This window comes from Pseudoalteromonas sp. HM-SA03, assembly GCF_002289345.1.
In the GTDB taxonomy this organism is placed as follows: Bacteria; Pseudomonadota; Gammaproteobacteria; order Enterobacterales; family Alteromonadaceae; genus Pseudoalteromonas.
Genome location: NZ_NSDG01000061.1, coordinates 1 through 21,381, shown reverse-complemented (window position 1 = coordinate 21,381; position 21,381 = coordinate 1). Strand labels below are relative to the sequence as shown.

The window sequence follows — 21,381 nt, the reverse complement described above, 5'->3', positions numbered from 1 at the left end:
ATTGGCTCAGCGATTAAATTCTGACTTTAATAACCCAAAGCACGTTAGGTCGTGAAATTGTTCTTTCCAATATCCACTTTGTCGTCTAACCCCCTCAGCTTTAAAACCTAGCTTTTCTAACACAGTCTCTGACGCATGATTTCCCGGCACCGTATCTCCTTGAATTCGATTCAGTGCGCCACATGCTAGTAAACCACCAAACGCGGCGGAGATAATTTGGTGTAATGCTTCAGTGGTATAACCCTTTCCCCAAAATTTCGGCATCAAATCATAACCGATAACTGCATTTTTCATCGCTGAGTTCCATGAGTTAAAACCACACGTACCTATAAGCTGCTCAGTGTCTTTTAATCGGATAGCCCAACGGATCCCAACACCACTATCAAATCGAGAATGAAAGAAATCTATGAGTTTTTCAGCTTGTAATCGCTCACTAAACGCCTCTAAATCGTAGTATTTCACTACCTCTCGGTTTGAAAATAGTTCAAAAATAGCATTACTGTCGCATTTGGATAGCGCCGTAAGCTTCAAGCGTGGTGTTTCAAATTCTGGAAATTGCATATTGATCTCCTTAACATTCAAAGCGCAACACAGAGATAACTTCAAATCGCGATAAATGGTATGGTGAAGGTTATTTATACTGCGCGAAATAGCACTTTGACCGCATCTAAAAAATGACCGGATTGCGGTTGTTTAGTATTAAAACTTCTACCACCATCGTCTTCGACCACAATACTGTAATTACCTGACTCAAGTTCAGCGGTATACCACTGCATAAACTCAGAGAACGACTTAGCAATCACAAACTTTTCGTCTTCATCACGACCAAAGTTTATCACTTGTCCAACAGTGCCATTTTCGGCCGGATCAAAATCTAAACCAAGGTAGTTGCCAGCCCAATCATGGGCAAACGGTACCCACTTTTTATTGGCATAAACTTCTTTGATAAACCCAGGAACGTGAGAAGTTGAAAACATGCTCAGCTCTTTCATTCCCTCTTCACCTTGTGAATCGATGATTTCAGCCCACGAACACCATTCTTCATAAACTCTGTTCAAAGGTAAAAAATTGAGTCCGTAAAATAAACCAGTATTGATCTCATCTTTCTGGCCGTTATGTTCGAGATACATCGCTTTCAATCGCTCAGGCAGTTCAACACCGAGCTTATTCTCTAGACTTGCTATTTCACTCGCTGTCGCCGGCTGATTAAGATCACACATGAGCTCAGGCAATGTTGCCTGTACCCATTCCATCAAGTTCATTTTAATTACTTCCTTATCACTTAAATCTAAGAGTTAATTCCATTGATATCTAAAATACGCGTGTTTGCTCATCCGCCTTCAACCAAACCGAGCATGCCAATCATTGAATCGGTTCAGCAACTCTGCGCTATTTAGCTTACGATTTGCTGCGCTTTCAAGTTCCAACATATGCTCGCTTGGATCTGTACTTAGCACTGACAGAAAAACATTTTTGGCAAAGACGCCTTCTTGCCTCAACTCTAAAAGCGCCAATACAAAAGCGTTGAAAGTGGGGTTGATAATTTCTTCAAGATAATTTTCATAGAGCTTTGCATCTTCCAGTTCAAGGCGAGCTGCGAGTAAAGTAGCAACACCTTTAAAATGCACATCCCTATCGCTTAAATCCCACTCAACGGGAGAGAACTCAAACTCAGTATTATCATCTTGTGAAAGCCATTGTTGTGTCATGGCAACGTGATAGAGCGTCATTACACTGTCATCAGTACATAAGGCATAACCGAGCAACTCATCTGGCTGGTGTATACGTTGGAGGTTTGTAAAAGTAGTTTTTACGGCATCTTTGACGAGACTTTTCAACTTATCAAAGTCAATCAAATCTGACATGGCACAACCTCCATACACTACACTCTGGATAACACACCAAACAGATCCGCAGGCTTATTTATCTGCTAATGACATCGACCCAACTATTTTGCCATTTTCGATTAAAAAGAGCCTATTTGCGATAGGTGCGTTACCGTAACTATCATCGTTCCAAGCTTCGCTATGTAAATAAATAAACTTATCCAATAAATCGTGCGATGCATCTCTGGATACCACCATTAATCCGGTACGTCTCGCTATTGAGACAAGTAGCTGTTCGGCATCTAGCATTTCGTGCGCTTTCAGCATTTGCGTTTGAGATAAAATCGCTTCACTACTAAAAGACTCTCCGCTGGCAGTTAATACTTGGTTGTTTAGCACTGCGGACGGGACAAAGGTTACATCTAAAGCATCAATATTTTGAAAAGCCTGTGGAACTACCACATTTAAATCGATCTCTTGACCATCTTGATGTGTTAAAAAAACGAAGTTATCTGGGGTATCATAACCAAAACCAATCACGACTTCTGGGTCATCTTCTGGGCCAATTAATACTGAATAAACCGCACCGTATTGAATACCAGGCCAATCTCCTGCCTTAATAATGGGATAAATTGTTCTATCCTTTAAGTCCATTGCTATTTCCTTATCTAAGTTGTTTGGTAAAGTAGTTTCTATTGGCATGTCTGCAACAACATCTCCCGAAAACGCAGCTACCAATAACAGTATTAAAAAGACCTTCATAAGAATTTAAGCCTCAATCATGTAAGACGTACTGCGTAATTGTCGGTTCGAATGTGTTCGTACTTATGCTGACGGTTGTAAGGGAGATAAATAGACGCACTAGATTTTTGGATTTATTTTGCGATATCCATATCATGCTTCTAAATACGATACTATTCTCAGCAATTCCTGGCAGTACCCATGCTTTTTTATTAAATCACCTTTGTTCCTTTTTTCAAGGTAATTTTATTAGACCATTAATAAAAAAATTCAGTGATGTAGAAAAAGGCATGCTTGCATGCATGCCGTTTAGTCTAGGTTTTTAGTGGTAGTATAACCGAGAATAATTGAGTGCTAGCGTGTTGGTCTCAGCGTTTCAATAACCTTCGCATCCATCCAGTATGGATTACCTTCCCTGTAACTGGAGCCGTCTTTTCTGACTTTTTTGTCACCTCGCCAAAAGAATAAATACTTTCCGTCTGGTGATACTTTAGGTCGTTGCTCGTACGCAGCCGTATTAATCGTATCTCCCATGTTTATTGCGTTTGTCCATGTGCCATCTTGGTTACGAAAACTAATGTAGATATCAGGCGTGTTTTCACCTTCCTTTTCAGCATCCCACATAATATAAGACTCATCTGGCGCGATGTAGGGGTGAGCAATGTACTTTCCTTGGTTAATTGCCTTACTCATTTTGTGCGGTGTTTCATATTTGCCATCAACAAGCCGTGAATAACTCAAATGCCCACTGCCGTCTTTCAAATCTAAGACATAAAAGTAGTGTGTCCCTTTTGCTGAGGTGGTATAACCTCTGATTGGAATATCTTTAAAAGGCTCGATGTTTTTTATGTGTGAAACCGGTGGGCTAAATTGCTCCTGATATGCATTTATGTCTGCTTCGGGTATTGATTTTTCAATCCATTGATTGTTTTTATATTGCATCACAATCCATGTTGGTTTTTGATATTCTCCACCAGAGCGAGTAAAAGAAAGCTCTGACATATCTGGCAAAAACAACACTTCAGTCTCGCGGTGCTCATCCGTAGAAACAACACCTGGAGCAAATAATTCGGGTGTTAATCCCGGTGGCTTTTGTCCTAAACCGTAATTGTTTTGGGCATAACTTTTATCGCAAATTATTAAACTACAAAACATAGCAATTAGAATGCTCATCTGCTTCATAAACTATCCTTTTATTAGAGCCTTTAGTTTTCAAGTAAATATAATTGCACTAGGAAACAGACAAATCCAAGCACCTTTACAAAACCTGACAATAACACCAGTTTGTCTTTATACTTGCTCAATTTGAAGGAGCAAATCTGACGCTAACTGTGTTAAAGATTTCTTATTTAGAATAACTAAATAACCTGAGCTGCGGATAATTAATGCCTTTCTAGCAGCAAGTTTTAGCGCTAACTGCGTTGAATTCACTTCCAATAGTCAGCTATTGGTGCGTAAATTCGCCTTGCCTACAGGATGTAGGTACCTTAGCGAGAGCAGGACGCGGAAGCGGTGTTTTCCCTAAAACTTGCTGGCTAGACAAGGAAAAAACTAAGTTGTGCTTTAGCAACAATGAGTTGGAACATTCCTTATCCAAACCTCAGGTTAAATAGCAAAATCTTTGTCTTGTTATCGACAAGATTTTCTCGCCTCAAAATAGAGCACTTAATTAAGCAAATTGATGTTACACCGCAAAGCCTCGCCATTGCGGCATCAAAAGGCCTGCAATAAACCAAGGAACTTGTAGTACGAGAATACACAGTGCATACAAACGCAACTGCTCAGCAGTCCATAGCGCAGCAAACCACCCTATGATAAAGAACGACTTCCATCCTTCCATTTTTGCAGCTCCGCCAAAATTCAAAATCCAAAGCCAAAATGCCGCAAGTGTGACATGAGAGAGTATCCATGTAAGTAAACTCATACCTAACTCCTTGTCTCTAAGTTCGTACCCGATCCAGCTTTCGCTTCAGAAAGTAAGCTAATGAAGCTGATATTAAACCACTTTAATCAATTGCATATTTTTTAACTTCTTGAATCCGGAATTTTCATTGTCTTTTTACCGCTTAGCGTGCTCATACTTTTCAACAATCGCATTGGCAATAAATATTCCTAACTTCTGCTTTGGATAAAGCGCAAGCCAAGTGGAAGTACCTATAGAGCCTCCACTGTGATAGAACATAGGATTAGCTGAGTGATACTCGTATGTATTCCAAAAAAATGCATGGCCATGTTCACTGCTGGTTTCTGTTAATAAGGTGCGCGACAACAGCACTTCTTCTGCTTGGGTGCTGAATAAATACTGCATATAATCGGCAATCGAAGCTGCAGTGGATGTTAGTCCACCTTCAGCGAACGAGTGTGGACTGAGTAACGGTGCAATTTTGCCGTTTCTATCTACCCCTCTCGTTATTTTACTTATCTCACTGGGCTCTAAACGAAACCTTGTGTGTTCTTCACCCGATTGTTCCGTGATCAATTGCGCAACAAGTGTAGATAATGGTCGGTTATACACGTTTTCCAAAATATACCCAGTTAGATTTGCGCCAACATTGGAGTATTGAAATGTCTGACCAGGCGTTGAGGTAAGTTGGTACTGAGCTAAATCTTCAAAAAACTTCGCTTTTGAATAGTTAGAGAACAGCTCAAAAGCCTTGCCAGACTTTATATCTGCGCTTGTATATGCAAAATCTTGCGGTAAACCACTTCTGTGAGTCGCGAGATGACGCAAAGTGATAGGTTTGCCTAGATGTTGCAGGTTTTGATAATCCCCCCCCCTGCAAGTACACCCTAATATCTGCATCTAATTGCACTTTTTTATCTACTACCGCCTTGGCAAGCAACAACCCGGTATAAGTTTTAGTGATGGATGCAATTTCATACACGGTATCATGGTGTGGCTTTGTACCATCAGGAAACTCGCCAAATTGCTTTTGATAGTTAAGCCTATCATTCACAATAGCGATGGAAGCAATTTGTGCATTTTCCTCAATCAGAAAATCTGTTAGTTTTTTCTCAACAAACGCGTCAAAGTCTAGTTTGCTATCGTTGTTGCAGGCGGTTAAGAGCATCAAACAAAGTAGGGTTAATGATTTCACTGAACGTAGCAACATATTTACTCTGGCGCCTCGGTTAATTGATTGATGTATGCCAATAGAAGGCTTTTATTTACTTCATTATCAACCAATCGCACGGCTATTTTGGCGTTTTTCAGTGCTTGTAAGTTATCCTCATTCGCCTCAAATGCCTTTGCTAATGACTCATAGGCTTGCCAAGACTTAGGTTGATATTCGGTGTAACGTTCTGCGACTTCTATCGCTTCTATGACTCGGCCTTGTCTAATCAAATACGTACTAATGAAGCCGAGCCTATTAACACTATTCCAACGCGTTGATCTTGGCAATATAGTAAAACCATAACGCTCACTTAGTTGGTCGTAGTAGTTATCAATATTTTGTAGAGCATTACCAGGTTTAGTCACAATATCGCGATACTTTGCTGACCAAAGTGACTTCGGGTATTTTATTTCTATCACATCCAGCATCGTTTTTAGCAATGCATCATAATGTCCCTCGTTATCATAAATTTTGAGGACAAAAGGTAGGTCTTTTATACTCTTCAGGCGGCTCTTGAGTTTATTCACATTGCTTTGATACTTCTTTTCCTTTTTTAGGTCGTCTCCAGCTACAGCAAAGTAAATAAGGGGGCCATTTTTAGGGTCTTCAGATACTCTTTCAACTAGACTATCTACCATAGTTTTATTTGGCGTGTATCCCATCCCTATGATATCAGCCGCAGCTAAAAACACGTATGTATCAAATAACTGTTTTTCATGGATGAGATTATTTAATGGAAAGAAACTACTCGTTGAAATTGCAATCACTGTACGTTTTTCATTAGCCCGATAATGTGCTTTTAAAAACGGAAACAGCTCATTTTGATAAAAATCATGATATTTTTTAGGCTCCCCCCATGATGGCCACTTTTTATTCGACTGACCACCAAACATGTCATTATGGTAAATATCTGGTGAAGGGCTTCCTCCATTGATACTAACAACAATGGTTTCAGGCATCCGCTCTACATCAGCTAAGTGTTTTACGATACCACTGAGCGCATGGAAGAACTCACTACCATGTTTACCAACTAAAAAGATCACGGGATAAGTATGAAGTTTCGAAGAAAGATCAAAGTTGCTAGGAAGCGCAATATTGAGTGGGATTTCATTATTTAAAATTTCAGACTTCAATACCAGTGTATTACCTATCACCACAGGGTCTTGCTGCGTCACCGTCACAGCTGTACTACCACAAGCTGGGAAAAATAAAAAAGCATAAAGAACAAGGGTTTTCAATCCTTTTGGCGCTGTCATTAATACCTCCTAATCTTTAAGTCAGCCAGCAATATTCGTTATATTAAATATGAATCGTATAATGGTCATTGAAATAGTCTCAATACCGCTTTATCTGAACATCTATGCCATTTACTGTCAGCGCACAGGCCTACTGGCGCTCACTTGTTTTCTTTAACTTTTTTAGCGTTTCTTGGTCAAGGCCTGGCACAACTGTCGCTTGCGAGCTGTTTTGAAGTATTTTTTTGATAGACGTGCCATCCACATTTATAGAAAAGACATCATAAAAGCCAAACACATTCTCTGAAGCGAAATACACCTTTGTGCCGTCTGGAGACCAAGATGGATCCCACTCTTGAATGTCATTACGAGTCAGTCGCTTCTTATTGGTTCCATCAATATCCATGACATATACTTCCTGATTCCCATCTCTATTAGATAGATAGGCTATTTTTGTGCCATCTGGGGAAATTTGAGGAGACATGTTATCAGTGTCGTCTTGAGTGAGTTGAATAACCTCACTGCCATCCAAATTGGCAATGCTAATTTGGCTTGGGCTGGCTTTAGATTGATATAGTAATCGACCATCTGGCATAAATTCTGGAGCACGACCTTCGAGATTTTTAATTTGGCGCTGTTCACTACCATCAGCATTCATTAACCAAATTTCTTCCTGCCAAACACCTTCCTTATTTTCATATTCTCTAGCAAACGCTATCGTCATTCCATCCAAAGACCAAGCAGGTGCACTATCCCAAACATATTTTTTACTGGTTAATCTTTTCAGATTTAGGCCTGTAATATCAACGGTATGAATTGACCATGTTTTAAAGTTATCGTATTTACCGTAAAAGGTTACTTTGTCTCCTGATGGTGAGACAGCAGGATAGCCATCACTTGACGTGGCTTTCACGATCTTTACTGGCGATTTACCATCTTGGTCACTTAGGTAAATCGCTTTGCTATTACCACCTTTAAAACTATATGTAATACCATACGACTCTGCTGATGATTCGCTATATGATTGAGCTTCATGAATAAAAAGCAACATAATGGTGGATAAACAAGCCAGCTTTAAGACACCAATTTTTTTAACAAGCATTAATCCGTTTCCTTTTTTGTAGTTGTGTATCTAATTGGAAGACTACAAAAGTCTATCTACCAAAAGCATGATGTTTTATTGACTTTTCACTGAATTACACCTTTTGTGCTATCTTGCTGTAACAGAATGCAGTTGTTGCCATAAACCCTTCCATTTATTGCGTAAAACAAATCAATCACCCCAAAAACCACCTTATCATAACTCATTGATATTCATAGTTAATGAACCATTCATGAATAAATTTACCAAAAACCACGTTATTTTCTTGATGTTTTTTCACTTTTGCCTGTATTTTAGCTTTGATAATCTGAATTTTTTAGCTAACTTAACCCTATTTAGCAACAACATTGAAACAAGGTAATTCATGAAAAGAACACTTGCTGCCACTCTTATTGCTAGCGTGACTACTATTCCAACGGTAAGCGCTATCGAGATATTCAAAGATGAAAAGAATAGTGTTACGGTTGGCGGCTTTATCGATGCTCGAGTTATTAACACTCAAGACGAGACTGAGTTAGTAAACGGTGCATCGCGTATTAACTTTGACTTTAAACGTCAGTTGAAAAACAACTGGCAGGCTTTCGCACTCCTTGAATGGGGTGTAAACCCTGTTGGTAGTAGTGATATTGTTTACAGCAACCGCTTCGAATCAATACAAGATGAGTTTTTATATAACCGACTCGGTTATGTTGGGGTTAAGCATGATAAATACGGCCAAATTACCCTAGGAAAACAATGGGGCGCATGGTACGACGTGGTATACAGCACCAACTACAGCCTAGTTTGGGATGGTAATGCTGCTGGTGTTTACACCTATAACAAAGACGACGGCGCGATCAATGGTACTGGTCGTGGTGATAAAGTGCTGCAATACCGTAATCAATTTGGCAAGCTCAGCTTTGCGGTACAAGCTCAGCTAAAATCTGATGATTTTTATACTTGTGATGTCGTTGATATTTCGAACAGCTCCTGCGAAACCCAGTTTAATCAAGGGAACAACGCGGCACAAAAAGTAGAGTTTAATTCAACTTATGGTGCCTCACTTACCTATGCTGCGACCGAAGACTTAACCCTCACAGCCGGCATTAACCGCGGCGCGTTTGATATTGTGTACGCTGGTGGCCGAAATCAATCGGTTAAAGATTTAATTTATGGCGTCGGTATTACCTATGGCGATTTCTCTAAGCCAGGTTGGTATGCAGCTGCAAACATCAATAAAAACGAAAACCACGATACAGATAACTTAGGCCGCTTAATCAAGGATGCCGTTGGATTAGAGTCGCTTGTTAGCTACCGTTTTGACAATGACGTGCGTACATTTATCGCTTACAACGTATTTGATGCGGGCGATGATTATGTGATCCAACCAAACTTTAATGCTGATCCTAATGATGTTTTTAAGCGTCAGTTTGCCGTTATAGGTACACACTATTTTATGTCTGAAGACACCATTTTGTACATTGAAGCGCGTAAGGACTTTAGCGACTTCTCTAGCGCCGATGCAGTGCAAGAAGCACAAATGTCACAAACCGAAGACGACGGTATCGCCATCGGTTTCCATTACACACTGTAAGACTAAGCACTGTAATAACAACTTCAAGTGCATCAAAGCTCATGGCTTTCGTGATCTTTGATGCACAAATTGATTTCAACATTCTGCCTGTAGCTGTATCTGGCCAAAATATACGATATTGAAAACTTACAAATTTACAGTGAGCTTAAAAATGCCAACACGGTTGATTTATCATTAAACAGCCCCAGTGTTCAACCACTAAAACACAGATCCCTTTAATCACTTCATAAACCACAGAAATTTGAGCGCTTATATCAACAAGAAAATAACGACAACTGTAATATTTTTTACTTTTATCAATTGATGGACTAACGACAAATCGAGCGCTGCGACCAAAGCACACTCAGGGAAATAAAAGTCAAACCGCTGAGGTCAACAGGTACGATGGATCTCATACTCAAAGAAAAGTGGACTGCTTTCATCATGCAAATGCTGTGAAAATCCCAGCTTTTTGAGCAACTGAATGGACGCATGGTTGGATTGATCCACTCCCGCAATTAGGGTACTCCAAAGCTCTACATTGGTAACTGCATGGATAAACCCTTGCAGCAATTCACTGGCGTAACCTTTGCCCCAGTGTTCTTCAGCCAATAAGTAACCGATATGCGCATCACTTTCGTTTTCAACGTAAACAAACAAAAAGCCAATTGTCTCATGCTGCCCAAGCTTAACTTGCAGTAAGCGGCTCTCTGAACACATGCGCTGAAACCAGTTTTCGGCCTGTTTTGTTGAATCAATACCATGAAAATAAGGGGGAAGGTTTTCAACCACGTTAGAACTCAGGATATGGGGAATTTGCTCTATCAGCCGTTCACGATCGAGTGCCGGAAAATCGTCGTTAACCTCAATAATATGCAACCTTAAGGTCTGAAATGATAATGCCATTATCTCCTCTACTTTTTATCAACTCGATTGTGATTCTAACTTGGATACTAGCATTACTTCTTTTAATGTGTAAGGCGCACGCAGCTATTGCTGCAACAATTGATCGAATATAGGTTGCACAATCAACAAAATTGATATGCACAAAAATTGAAACGCATTATTTAACAGATAAGTACTTAAAAATAGGTATTTATCTACATTACCGAATAATCAAAGATAACAAAATAACTGGATACAACGTGAAACTGAAAAAAGTAAAATTAAAAAGCCTTAACGCAAATAAAGCGATAGATGCTAAACAAACGAAAGAAATAGCAGGTGGAACCGGCGCTTACAGTAAAAACTACGGCGCATGTTATACCGCTCCTGAATTTTGCCCAACAGTTTACATTTGCTAAGTAACCTGAGCTGCGGATAATTAATGCCTTTCTAGCAGCCAGTTTTAACGCTAACTGCGTTGAATTCACTTCCAATAGCCAGCTATTGGTGCGTAAATTCGCCTTGCCTAAAGGGTGTAGGTACCTTAGCGAGAGCAGGACGCGGAAGCGGTGTTTTCCCCTAAAACTCTCTGGCTAGAAAAGGAAAAAACTAAGCTGTTCTTTAGAAACAATGAGTTGGAACATTCCTTATCCAAACCTCAGGTTAAGTATGTCAAGCTCAGCAACTAGCTGGGCTTAGTTTTAAGTAAAAAGTAATTGAGAAAAATATAGCGATAATAAAACATTAATCGTGTTAGCTACTCCCCTGATCAAACGAGCTAGTAACGCAACAACATTAAGATGTAACTCTATAAGATACTTGCAGTTTCACCATGGCGTTTTGGCAAAATAGTGAGACAAATAGTCTATCAATGCCCTCACGGTTGGAGACATATACTTTCTCGAAGAATAGAGCACGTATATATTCATATCGCTTGGCTTCCAATCAGGCAATACCGACTTAAGCTCACCAGATTTGATGTAGCGGTTAACCAAATAAGTGGGTTGAATTGCCAGACCAGCCCCATTTAACGCTGCGTGCAATAAGGCCGTTGCTTCGTTCGCAGTTAAACGGCAGTTTACGGCTACCGACTGCTGTGAGTTACCTTTGCGCAAATGCCAAATATGCTGCTGAAAATTCTTATACCCAAGGCACGAGTGCTCAGCTAGGTCATCTGGTTTTTTGATTTCACTTGCATTCGCAAGGTATTGCGGCGACGCCACGATTACTGAGCTACATACTGCAATTGATTTACCAATCAAAGAAGGGTCCGGTACAGAGGCAATACGGATAGCCAGATCTATCTGACTCTCAGTGAGATCGGCCACAGAATCTTGCAAATCAATGTCAATATTTACGTCAGGATGTGCTGACATAAACTGTTGAATAGCGGGCACAAGTTGAGAAAAGCCAAAAGACATACTGGTTGCTAGTCGAACCGTACCAGACAGTTTTCCGCTAGTATTCGCCAAGCCGGTTATGGTGTCAGCTTGCCTCAGCCACTGTCTTACTTCTTCCAAGCAGGACTCCCCTGCTGTCGTTAAAGACACTTTTCTCGTGGTGCGATGTAATAAACGAATGTTTAGCCAGCTCTCCATTGCTTCAATGTACCGAGTTACCATAGGGCGAGACATATCTAGCCTATCAGCCGTCGCGGTAAAACTGCCCGTGATTGCAACGTCGGCAAAGACCTTAGCAGCGATGAGTCTATCCATTTATTTGTTCGATTTATGAAACAATGATGTTTAGTTTGGCATGTTTTTCTGAGCCTATCAATTTCATATCATCTGCTCCGTACTAAACCTATTGAGGCAAAAGATATGAAACACCTAACGTTGATAGCAGCATCGATTTTATTAGCAAGCAATGCGATGGCAGCAAACACCGCCCCACTTACACTGGATGTTTATAACGCTGACAAAAACAGCTTCCACGTTAACTCAACACTGGTGATTGGTGAGAGTGAAGTAATGGTCGTAGATACAGGTTTTACCAAAGCGGATGCTCTACGCATAGCAGCCAAAGTACTCGACAGCGGCAAAACCTTAAAGACGATTTTTATCAGCCAAGCCGATCCGGACTATTATTTTGGCGCAGAAGTGCTACATGCTTTGTTCCCAGAAGCTAAGATCCTAACCACAGCTGCCGTAAAAGCAGTGATTGAAGAAAAACTCGCGGGTAAATTAGCATTCTGGACACCAAAAATGGGGGAAAATGCACCTGTTAAGCCATACATCCCAACAGTTGTAGAGGGAAACACACTCTTTGTAGATGGGCACAAAATAGAGATCCACGGCACGCAATCTGAGCTGGCACACCGCCCCTACTTATGGATCCCGTCAAGTAAAGCGGTTCTGGGCAATGTTGCAGTCTACGGTAATGTGCACTTATGGATGGCCGATGCGCAATCCCAACGCAGTCAGCAAGCGTGGAGTCGCCAATTAAAAGAGTTAAAAGCACTGAAGCCAGAGGTTGTAATACCTGGTCACATGAAAGCAGGCACCAAACTTGATTCAAGTACCATAAGCTACTCGCAGCAGTATTTAAGCGACTTTAGTCAGGCAAAAAGCAGCAGCAAAAATAGCGCTGAACTGATTGATAGTATCTCTGCTCGCTACCCTGATGCAGGATTACCTATGGCGTTGGGTATTGGTGCTAAGGTACATATGGGAGAGATGAAATGGTAAAAGTGCACTGCTTCTTCGACCCCATGTGTGGCTGGTGTTACGGTGCGACTTCACTGTTGGATGCGATTGCAGCCAACAGTGACCTCAAGCTTGAACTGCATCCTGGAGGTATGATTGCCAACCAATCTATAGAGAAAGCGTTCCGCAACCACATTCTCACAAGCGATACGCGTATAGCCAGCATAACAGGCGCGCAGTTTGGCAAAGGTTACATCCAAAGGGTGAATAGTAACGAGTCGATGATCCTTGACTCATACATCACCGCTCGTGCCATCATAACCGCTGAGCAATTGGGCATAGCGCCACTTAACATGCTTAAAACTATTCAGCACGCACACTATGTAGAGGGCAAACAGGTTAACCGAGCTGAGGCTATAGAGGAGCTAGCCGTTGAGCTTGGGCTAGATAAAAACCACTGGCAACGAGCTATGCTGGCAAATCAAGGTGCTGAGCAAACAAAAATCGTGCAAAGCCGTCTATTAATGCAAAAGCTTCAAGTTACTGGCTACCCCACCCTTATCCTTGAAAAGCATGAGAAACAGATAAAGCTTCCGCATACTGCCTATTACGGTAAGCCCGATGCTTGGCGCCAGCTAATTGATGACTATATACAGTAGTTACAAGCTTTGGGGTTGATGGATAGAAAAACACCCACCCTGCCAGCGAGTAAAAACAGTCTGAACTTTATTTTCTCCGCAATTAGATACATTTAAGCAAGCAAGATAACAATTTTGATGGGGTAAGGCCTGACATTCATGCTTAACACTGAGCGTTGTGCAAACGGTTAGACTTACCCAACCTATTCGATACTCAATTACACATTTATGTTAATTCTAGGATATATTGCCTCGTTCATTTTCATTGCAAACAGCATTGGGTGGCTATTCACTTTTTCCTCAAGTGTATGATAATCCTGACCAAAGCCCGTATCATGGAATTGGTTTTCGAAGCTTTTACTTAACTCATTCAACCTAATATTGCCATAAAGGTCCTTTGCTTCGATGCCTTGCCGATCTGCACCAGAGAATCGAACAATTTGTGCAAGTCCTTCATGTACCTGTTCATAGGCATTTTTTAGCTTATTGTTTTCGTTAATTATAGACTCAAGATCCTCACGCAATTTATCGTCTACACTTCCACCAACGAGCTTTAGTGTGCCATCTTCCTCTTGCGATAAATCTAAAGAACTCAAATCAATTCCTGGATTTAAGCTAATTTGTTCTTTTTTAAATTTTTCAAACTCGCTTAAGGTGGTTGCAAACGCCTCTTGCGTCTCTCCCATCACTTTATAATTTTGTTTACTAATCTCAAAAGTTTCTTGTTTTAATTTTTGGATTTCTTCTTCAGTTAATACTGGCGTATTTTCGGCTGACAATGCCGCAGCGTTCATCTCCTTCTCTGGTGCTTGAGGTTCGATGTTATGCGTCTTAGCCTCCTTTTTAGCGGTTAAGTTACTGGTTAAATTGACCTGTGAATTAACTAGTGGTGAATTAATCTTCACTATTTCAGTCCTTGATAGCGGTAAATACCTAATTTAGAAAACATTAACATTTGTGCTGATTTTCTCAAGGAGAAAAGAAAACAACATTTGTAACCGCCTTTAAAAGACTAAAATACTGTATAAAACATATTGGCATAGAGAAAGCTAACTCTATGCCACTTTAATGAGGAAGTTAAGGTATAGGTCAGTTATGATATTTTCACTACACAAACCAGATTTTGGTGACAAAAAACTACCTTACTCTTTTCAATATTAACGGCTAGACAATTAAGAAATTAATTCTTCGTAATTCGTCATCATTGGGCGAACTTCTATATCCCATTGCTGACACATCTATTTCGCTTTGGTTTGCATTTACTGCAAGGCTCTTTACGCCTTCTTGAGGATCTTTAATACTCAATATTTCCAAAGTACCGAGTACGTTACCACTGTCTCCGCCAATAAAGTCAATATCTAACTCACCATGGTGGCCTGTTTTGGCGACCACCTGAAAGACGCCATGTTCACCTCGAGGGATGACTTTACCATCAATTGAACTGCCATCACCCTCAACCCAAGAGTCTCGAGTGACTTTCGTAGTAATTGATTGATTTGTTCTATTCTTAATTGTGACATTCGCTGGACTGGACATAAACAAACTCCTTCTTTCGAACTTGTGCTTGAAGGCCTTCCCTCAAGCTGCGCACAAAGTATAGAAACGAAAAATGAGTAAGGACATTACAGCGCATTACAAAAAGTACTGATGGGATTTGCCATATTTTTACCCAGTGACAAACGCATAACAAATGATTGAAATAATTTACTGGCGTCTGAAAATAACCCTGTGTTGGCTTCCATGTACTCGAGTAACAGTTGGCAAGCAAACGTAATGCGATTCATCCATGGCAAACTTTTAATGTGCGACTGGNCTTATAACGTAATCAAGTAAGGGATCGAATACACCATATTCGCTAAGCAACACAGGTACTTCAATCAATNAAGCCTGAATTATCTGTTTTAACTTGCGCAAGAACTTTGACTAACACGGTAACTAAACCAATTAGTGCTGATTAGTTTTAGTAGATTAATATAAGAAGTACTATTGATCTAATGAACTGAGAATTAGTTTTTAATTGGATTTATAAAGGAATTAGTACAGATTAGTATAGTTTTGGTAACTATTAATAAGACTTACACTTCAAACAACAACAATGGTGGAGTTTGTAGTGTAAGTTAAATTTATAGTGAAAAGTGTACTAAATCTAGAAAAAACAAAGAAAACAATAAAGTACAATCATAAAATTTTAATAACCTGAATTAACAGGTTAAAAACATGGCCTTCGACTATATTGGCCATACTGACTTTCCGATGTACCAAAACGAACATTCGGCGGCCCAGCTACATTGGCTTGTTATATGCTGCCTTTTCTAAAAATAGCATTTAACTTAAACTTGTCTGACTCTAGAATAGTTGGGTTGGACTCAAGCACTAGACTTGATTCTGAGTAGCCTTTTGATCTAGTTCCATTTTTGATGTTCGGATAATTTTTGAACTTGATTTTGTTATAGTCTGGATCAAACCTATTAATCAACATGGCTTCAACTTCATTCGTTAGCTCTTGATCACTAAATTCCACCAGTGGCTTATGGAAGTTCATATATGACTCAACATCATCGTCATCCCCTAGATCATGTAAAATAGGGGTTGTATTCGAGCTAAGTTGCCAAGGTTGAAAAGGAAGAAATTGTGCTTCACTAAAGCCAACGATTTCGAGCAAAATAAGTGATATTTCGAGCGAATTTCTGTTGCTCAGGCTATCAATCGCAGCCTCCCTAGTTAAAATTGATTGCATTTTTTCGTGGCCTGTTAATCTCGACCAGATGTCCTGACTAAAAGCTTGGCCGACATAATGGACTCTATAGTCAATATAGTCGTATAAGTTTCCTGATATTTTATAACCTGGACTATTTAAAGATGACAAGTGAATTACTTTCTGAGGGGTAATACTGGCTAAATGCTCTGAGGACTCCGTTTCTATAAAAAAGCAAGCCGCGTAATCTACAGACTTATTTTCTTTGACCTCACCTTTATAAAGATGAAAGCTAAATGAATAACTTTCTCCTTCCTTAGCCAGCCCGCTTTCATAAGGATCAAGTGTTCCAGTCAGAGGCTCATTTCCCCTCATATCGGATATTTCAAAGTTTACAACGCCTTGGTCATTTATCCTAAGGTTATTAAAGTACATCAATGGTCGCTGAACTATTAAGTAAATGGTACTTTCACGCCATAAATGGTGAACTTCTGGAAGTTCTTTAAGAATTTCAAATTCATATGCGCTAATTACAGGATAACTTCCACTTACCTGAATATTTATATTCTTTACACCTTTCAAACTTTCTTCGTTACTCACATAAACCCTTTAACTCTATCAAAGTATAATTACACTAAAAATCTTATTGGAAAATAGCTTAGTGCCTGTTTTTTTAAATTTATAACTACTAACTCACGTCCCAAATAGTTTTATCCATTAGAGACTTAACAGCTCTACATGCCAATAACGTATTTATGTTTGTACCGTGTTTGGGATGCTCTTTAGGATGAGCTGCTGAAGTCATTTCATTAAAAACAAACTGTAGTGGAGCCAAGTTCCACCAATCTATTTCAGAGCCATTAGTAATAGAGACCCATTCAAATGACTCTTGAGTGTCCGAATTTTTAGAAGTGTATTTATTGGCAAGGTATTCACCATCCTCATATTTCAACTCTATAGCTCGCAAATGAGTTGCGCCTGACACCTCCTTGGACTCTGTGACTGGAGAACCATTCACACAAATGAGCACGATTTGATTGAAAAATATAACCTGTTCACGAAGATCTTTAATTAGATTACCATTCCATGTTTGCCTGTATTTAACTTCGACTAAATGAGATTTCGTTTGATCTTTATTCATCACGACCAGATCAGGTAACTTTCTAAGAGCATCTGCAAAAGATAAGTTCAAATACTCTTGACGGCCAAGACAAGATACTTCTCTAATCATATGCTCAATACCACTATCAACGACGCGATACCCCTCATCCACCAATAGAGCTTTTACTATAGTTTCAGTGATATTTCCTTTGATTCTATTTTCAAAATTCATGTTTTTTGTCTCGCTACAAACGGGCATTGATAGCCCCCTGCTGCAGCCTAAATAATTCGTTTATCATTATGATTCAGCAAGGAGAAAACGTAACAATTTAGTATTTCTAGGTTATATTGTCTTCCACACAATAGTTTATTGGACTGACGCTATACACACTTGGATTGTTTCATGCTGTGGGTATTTGCTTTTTATTTTTCTATTACAACTAATTAATGTTTAATGAGCAAATTTTTCAAACCTCGCATCAACACTATATCAAAAGCAGTATAATTCATTGATTTTGTAAAGCATATATACACTTAAAACTCTTTCGAAATAGAAAAAAAAGAATGAACTTCCTGATTCATAACATAGTAACGTAAGTTCCACATTCCGCCCCCTGACTACATTTCTATCTATTTTGAAGCCTATTCACTATCCATCTATAGCTGCATGGTTTTAGCTCACTTAAATCAGCTTCACGCCTTTCAGCATTAAGCTTCTCAAGCTGCCCTAAAAACAGATCATACACCTTCTGATACCTCACCACCGTATGCGTGCGCAGGTATTCATTGATCACTTCATCAATTAAGTCATGTACTTCTTGAGGCAGTTGCTTGGTTCGATTGCCTTTGGCTTTATGTTTGGGCACCAGTGCTTGTTTATCCCAGCCGCTTTCCACAAAGGTTTTGTTCCAATAGGCTAGCGTGCGCCATGACGGTGGGCTGCTGTCGTTTATCTCCCCCGCCTTTTGAGTAATAAATGGGGTTAACCATTTCTCAGTATAAGCTGGAACGCTTTGCTCAATTGCGCCTTGCACATACTTGTAGCGTCGCTGCATTTCTTTTTTGGATTCAACATCTTCCGTAGTTTCAGCTTTTGGCGTTTTAACGTTACTGAGTGGTTTAAAGGTTAACTTGGTCGGTAGCTCACGCCGCGCGATGGTTCTGAGCTGGCCGTTTGAAAGCAGTTGTTCAAGCTTTGGCTTTTCAAAATTGAACCTCCCACCGCTTTCAATATCCGTCAACACCACATCACTCCCCACAATACTCTCAACCGCAAAGTAGGAGCATGAATGCTCCGATAGGCGTTTTACTAAAATCAGGTCGGGGTTTTGCAAGTCCATTGTGGTGGCGTTTCCTAAAACGACGGTAAAGCATAAGTTCAAATAGCGTATACCCTAGTTGAACATCACCAATACCGATTAAAAGTGTTCATTTAGGGTGGTTTAAGGCGTTAGTACGCACTATGATTATTCAGTCTAGATGCTAAATGAACAATTGCCATGAGTAAGATTGGATATGCGCGAGTTTCGACTACTGATCAATCTTTAGAAATACAGATAGCCAAACTTGAAAAAGCGGGCTGTGACAAGGTGTTTACCGATATGGCATCAGCGTCGAATACCAAACGCGATGGGTTTCAAGCCCTACTTAGCTACCTTCGTGTTGGCGACACCTTAATAGTGACTCGAGTCGACCGCATCGCTCGCTCCGTACTCGACTTACAAACCTTAGTGAACCACCTAAAATCCAACGATATTCAACTACAAGCGCTAGAGCAACCCATCTCAACCGAATCAGCTTCAGGTAAAGCCTTTTTAGATATGCTCGCCGTATTTGCTGAATTTGAACTCAATATCAGAAAAGAGCGCCAGCTTGAAGGGATCGAAGCCGCTAAAAAAGCGGGTAAATACAAAGGCCGCAAGCCAATATCCGACAACACCAAACAAAGCATTTTATCGCTACGCGCAAAAGCTACACCAGTCAGCCAAATAGCAAGCACGGTGAACGTTTCAAGAAACACGGTTTATAAAGTTATCAATCAAGATATTAACAAATGAATTAACTAGGTATAACATATTGAGCTTTGCTATCTGCTTGTGAAAAGGAATAACAGTGGAAGTATTGATACCATTTGCTAAAGATAAAAATGGCTCTCTCGCATTTGTCGATGAAGTAGAAAACGGTTTAGAGTGCAATTGTTTTTGCATCAGCTGCGATATGCCTCTTTCCGCGCACAAGTATAAAACGAACATAAGACGCGATCACTTCAAACATGCACCGAAGGTAAACTCCAAAGATAAGCCATGTGAGATAAGTTATAAACGCGCTATTTTTTGGTTGTGCCGTAATATACTTGCTACCAATTCTAGCATTCGTCTTCCTAGATATATCGGTTATCCAAACAGTGATAAATCCGATGAGGGCGTGTTGATCACTGAAGAAAAGGTATACGAATATCAATCTAAAGTAACATTGAATCCAGCCATTGAAAGCGCGCAAAACGAAATTGCTATCCTACACACCAATGACTTCGACATCACCCTTGTTTTAACACTAGAAAGTAGTGCTTACCAATTTAGCTCAACATACAACCAAAAGTCCGCCATTGTAGTTGTCGACGTTGAGGATTTTAGAAAGTATGTTGAAGGCAAAGTAAATGGCTACAGAAATCAAGTTGAATCTGAATTACTTGAGAAGTTAAGCATCAAGCATTGGCATTTCCACCCACAGCAAACACAAAGGTTTACAGAGTTTTATCGTAGTAAAAATCAAAAAATACAACTCGCTAAAAAGGAACAAGCACAACGTAAGTGGGAGGAACAACAGCAATTGGCAGCAGAGACCGAGCCGTTATATGACCCTGTTTTTGGGTTTCAGCAAAGCCCTCGCTATAAAAGAAAACCGACACGTGCTTTTAGGGAAATTATTGATCTAAACCCCGCACCAAAACAATACGAAACAAGGTGGTTTAGATGTGAATACTGTACGAATATGTGGCAACGCTCAAGTACAGAAGCTCCTTACTCAGTTGATGAAACGACATGCCCATCTTGCGGTCAACTTATTAAAATTGGTTAAGGCAAACAATATGATTAGCGACAAATCAAAAAAACTTCTTGAACAAATGAGAATTGACTCTGATGAATACTTTAATAGCTTACATAAAAAGTTTGGTGATGACTATAAGGTATTCGCGGACATTTTAGATAACTTTGATTGCAAGTCAAAAACGGAGCCAAAATCCGCTTTTGGAGATTTTTGGCAACAAAAGTACGCTTCTTACCCCATAGAATCAGAACTGTGTAATTCGGCTTTTGAGCTTTTTAACAATTTAAAACGGTTTTACTCAGGAGGTGTATTTGAACTATTCAAAACCAAGCAGGTTGAGTGGGGAGCACCACCAATCAGAATTAAACGCGAAGACGTACCTCCTAACTCAGATATTGAAATGCTTGAAGAAGAAGTAACAATATATCGTGGTTTATCACCAGATGAGTTTGCAAGTAAAAACTTCGCACAGTCTTGGACTATAGACTTAGAAACAGCTAGACGATTTGCTCATGAAATATATAAAGATAAGATTAAAGGCATAGTTGTTAAAACTGTTGTTTCAAGAGACAAAGTTATCTACTTTGATGCTTCGGACAATGAGCGAGAAGTAATCATCGAATATGGTGCAGTAAGAACGGTTAAGAAAATGGGTTGAACACAAGTTTCCACTGAGAACTATAAATTCTGACGTCAAATGGCTGAACTTTGTTTAAAGTAAATTTAACTGTAGTGGTCAACTAATTCCGGACAGTGAATTAAGTTTTTCTTCTGCTACTGCTGGAGCTTGCATATCG

25 protein-coding genes are annotated in these 21,381 nt (G+C 39.8%); 7 read left to right on the top strand and 18 right to left on the bottom strand.

The genetic code is table 11. The features are described 5' to 3' along the window. Positions 1-6 precede the first annotated feature (6 nt). The 10 genes from CKO50_RS12690 to CKO50_RS12650 all read right to left on the bottom strand — a co-directional run bounded on the left by CKO50_RS12690 (position 7) and on the right by CKO50_RS12650 (position 8,020). Positions 7-561 carry a GNAT family N-acetyltransferase gene (locus tag CKO50_RS12690; RefSeq protein WP_095728454.1) on the bottom strand — a complete coding sequence of 185 codons (555 nt, stop codon included), beginning with the start codon at positions 559-561 and terminating at the stop codon, positions 7-9. Positions 562-635: 74 nt separating this feature from the next. Continuing rightward, positions 636-1,262, bottom strand: coding sequence for an SMI1/KNR4 family protein (locus CKO50_RS12685; protein WP_095728453.1), 627 nt, complete (start codon positions 1,260-1,262; stop codon positions 636-638). Positions 1,263-1,340: 78 nt separating this feature from the next. Further along, the gene (locus tag CKO50_RS12680; RefSeq protein ID WP_095728452.1) at positions 1,341-1,865 is read right to left on the bottom strand and encodes a DUF4303 domain-containing protein; all 525 of its coding nucleotides are present in this window, start codon (positions 1,863-1,865) and stop codon (positions 1,341-1,343) included. Positions 1,866-1,919: 54 nt separating this feature from the next. Further along, positions 1,920-2,588: a hypothetical protein gene (locus tag CKO50_RS12675; RefSeq protein ID WP_227387014.1), complete on the bottom strand. Its 669-nt coding sequence runs from the start codon at positions 2,586-2,588 to the stop codon at positions 1,920-1,922. 333 nt (positions 2,589-2,921) lie between these two features. Next, positions 2,922-3,749 carry a PD40 domain-containing protein gene (locus CKO50_RS12670; RefSeq protein ID WP_095728451.1) on the bottom strand — a complete coding sequence of 276 codons (828 nt, stop codon included), beginning with the start codon at positions 3,747-3,749 and terminating at the stop codon, positions 2,922-2,924. A 502-nt stretch (positions 3,750-4,251) separates the two neighbouring features. Further along, entirely contained in the window at positions 4,252-4,491 is a 240-nt protein-coding gene (locus CKO50_RS12665; protein ID WP_095728450.1) for a hypothetical protein, read from the bottom strand. A gap of 135 nt (positions 4,492-4,626) precedes the next feature. Next, positions 4,627-5,298, bottom strand: coding sequence for a serine hydrolase (locus tag CKO50_RS24685; protein ID WP_255229703.1), 672 nt, complete (start codon positions 5,296-5,298; stop codon positions 4,627-4,629). Then, positions 5,213-5,680, bottom strand: a complete 468-nt coding sequence (locus tag CKO50_RS24680) for a serine hydrolase domain-containing protein (protein WP_255229701.1) — start codon at positions 5,678-5,680, stop codon at positions 5,213-5,215. Before CKO50_RS24680 ends, CKO50_RS24685 begins: the two co-directional genes overlap by 86 nt. A gap of 2 nt (positions 5,681-5,682) precedes the next feature. Beyond that, positions 5,683-6,939, bottom strand: coding sequence for an alpha/beta hydrolase-fold protein (locus CKO50_RS24675; protein ID WP_255229698.1), 1,257 nt, complete (start codon positions 6,937-6,939; stop codon positions 5,683-5,685). Positions 6,940-7,069: 130 nt separating this feature from the next. After that, a complete protein-coding gene (locus CKO50_RS12650) occupies positions 7,070-8,020 on the bottom strand; it encodes a DUF5050 domain-containing protein (RefSeq protein WP_095728449.1) in 951 nt (316 codons plus the stop codon). Between the two features lie 364 nt (positions 8,021-8,384). Here CKO50_RS12650 and CKO50_RS12645 point away from each other — a divergent pair, with 364 nt between their 5' ends. Beyond that, on the top strand, positions 8,385-9,593 hold the full coding sequence (locus CKO50_RS12645; protein ID WP_095728448.1) for a porin: 1,209 nt from the start codon (positions 8,385-8,387) through the stop codon (positions 9,591-9,593). Positions 9,594-9,965: 372 nt separating this feature from the next. Here CKO50_RS12645 and CKO50_RS12640 read toward each other — a convergent pair whose 3' ends face one another. Further along, a complete protein-coding gene (locus CKO50_RS12640; protein ID WP_095728447.1) occupies positions 9,966-10,478 on the bottom strand; it encodes a GNAT family N-acetyltransferase in 513 nt (170 codons plus the stop codon). 239 nt (positions 10,479-10,717) lie between these two features. On the opposite strand from CKO50_RS12640, the gene CKO50_RS23990 reads away from it, so the two are divergent. Then, complete coding sequence (locus CKO50_RS23990; RefSeq protein ID WP_176474658.1) at positions 10,718-10,876, top strand: hypothetical protein; 159 nt, start codon at positions 10,718-10,720, stop codon at positions 10,874-10,876. A 408-nt stretch (positions 10,877-11,284) separates the two neighbouring features. Here CKO50_RS23990 and CKO50_RS12630 read toward each other — a convergent pair whose 3' ends face one another. Further along, positions 11,285-12,172, bottom strand: a complete 888-nt coding sequence (locus CKO50_RS12630) for a LysR family transcriptional regulator (RefSeq protein WP_095728445.1) — start codon at positions 12,170-12,172, stop codon at positions 11,285-11,287. A gap of 105 nt (positions 12,173-12,277) precedes the next feature. Between CKO50_RS12630 and CKO50_RS12625 the strand changes: the two genes are divergently transcribed. Together CKO50_RS12625 and CKO50_RS12620 are read left to right on the top strand one after the other, a co-directional pair. Further along, on the top strand, positions 12,278-13,144 hold the full coding sequence (locus CKO50_RS12625; protein WP_095728444.1) for an MBL fold metallo-hydrolase: 867 nt from the start codon (positions 12,278-12,280) through the stop codon (positions 13,142-13,144). After that, a complete protein-coding gene (locus CKO50_RS12620) occupies positions 13,138-13,761 on the top strand; it encodes a DsbA family protein (protein ID WP_095728443.1) in 624 nt (207 codons plus the stop codon). The genes CKO50_RS12625 and CKO50_RS12620 overlap by 7 nt, the downstream gene beginning before the upstream one ends. Positions 13,762-13,958: 197 nt before the next feature. Here CKO50_RS12620 and CKO50_RS12615 read toward each other — a convergent pair whose 3' ends face one another. From CKO50_RS12615 to CKO50_RS12595, 6 genes are all read right to left on the bottom strand, one after another. Beyond that, positions 13,959-14,645, bottom strand: coding sequence for a hypothetical protein (locus CKO50_RS12615; protein ID WP_095728442.1), 687 nt, complete (start codon positions 14,643-14,645; stop codon positions 13,959-13,961). A gap of 259 nt (positions 14,646-14,904) precedes the next feature. After that, positions 14,905-15,276: a hypothetical protein gene (locus CKO50_RS12610; protein WP_017216059.1), complete on the bottom strand. Its 372-nt coding sequence runs from the start codon at positions 15,274-15,276 to the stop codon at positions 14,905-14,907. Positions 15,277-15,362: 86 nt separating this feature from the next. Beyond that, positions 15,363-15,524 (bottom strand): hypothetical protein, encoded by a 162-nt coding sequence (locus tag CKO50_RS23985; RefSeq protein ID WP_176474657.1) that lies wholly within the window; start codon positions 15,522-15,524, stop codon positions 15,363-15,365. A gap of 512 nt (positions 15,525-16,036) precedes the next feature. After that, complete coding sequence (locus CKO50_RS12605) at positions 16,037-17,035, bottom strand: hypothetical protein (RefSeq protein WP_095728441.1); 999 nt, start codon at positions 17,033-17,035, stop codon at positions 16,037-16,039. 88 nt (positions 17,036-17,123) lie between these two features. Continuing rightward, positions 17,124-17,768, bottom strand: a complete 645-nt coding sequence (locus CKO50_RS12600) for a hypothetical protein (RefSeq protein WP_141240145.1) — start codon at positions 17,766-17,768, stop codon at positions 17,124-17,126. A 394-nt stretch (positions 17,769-18,162) separates the two neighbouring features. Further along, entirely contained in the window at positions 18,163-18,876 is a 714-nt protein-coding gene (locus CKO50_RS12595) for a hypothetical protein (RefSeq protein WP_095728439.1), read from the bottom strand. A gap of 159 nt (positions 18,877-19,035) precedes the next feature. Here CKO50_RS12595 and CKO50_RS12590 point away from each other — a divergent pair, with 159 nt between their 5' ends. From CKO50_RS12590 to CKO50_RS12580, 3 genes are read left to right on the top strand one after another with little or no spacing between them, the layout of a single operon-like run. Then, positions 19,036-19,593, top strand: a complete 558-nt coding sequence (locus CKO50_RS12590) for a recombinase family protein (protein ID WP_095728438.1) — start codon at positions 19,036-19,038, stop codon at positions 19,591-19,593. Between the two features lie 55 nt (positions 19,594-19,648). Next, positions 19,649-20,614 (top strand): hypothetical protein, encoded by a 966-nt coding sequence (locus CKO50_RS12585; RefSeq protein WP_095728437.1) that lies wholly within the window; start codon positions 19,649-19,651, stop codon positions 20,612-20,614. A gap of 10 nt (positions 20,615-20,624) precedes the next feature. Further along, a complete protein-coding gene (locus tag CKO50_RS12580; protein ID WP_095728436.1) occupies positions 20,625-21,242 on the top strand; it encodes a hypothetical protein in 618 nt (205 codons plus the stop codon). The last annotated feature ends 139 nt before the right edge of the window (positions 21,243-21,381 follow it).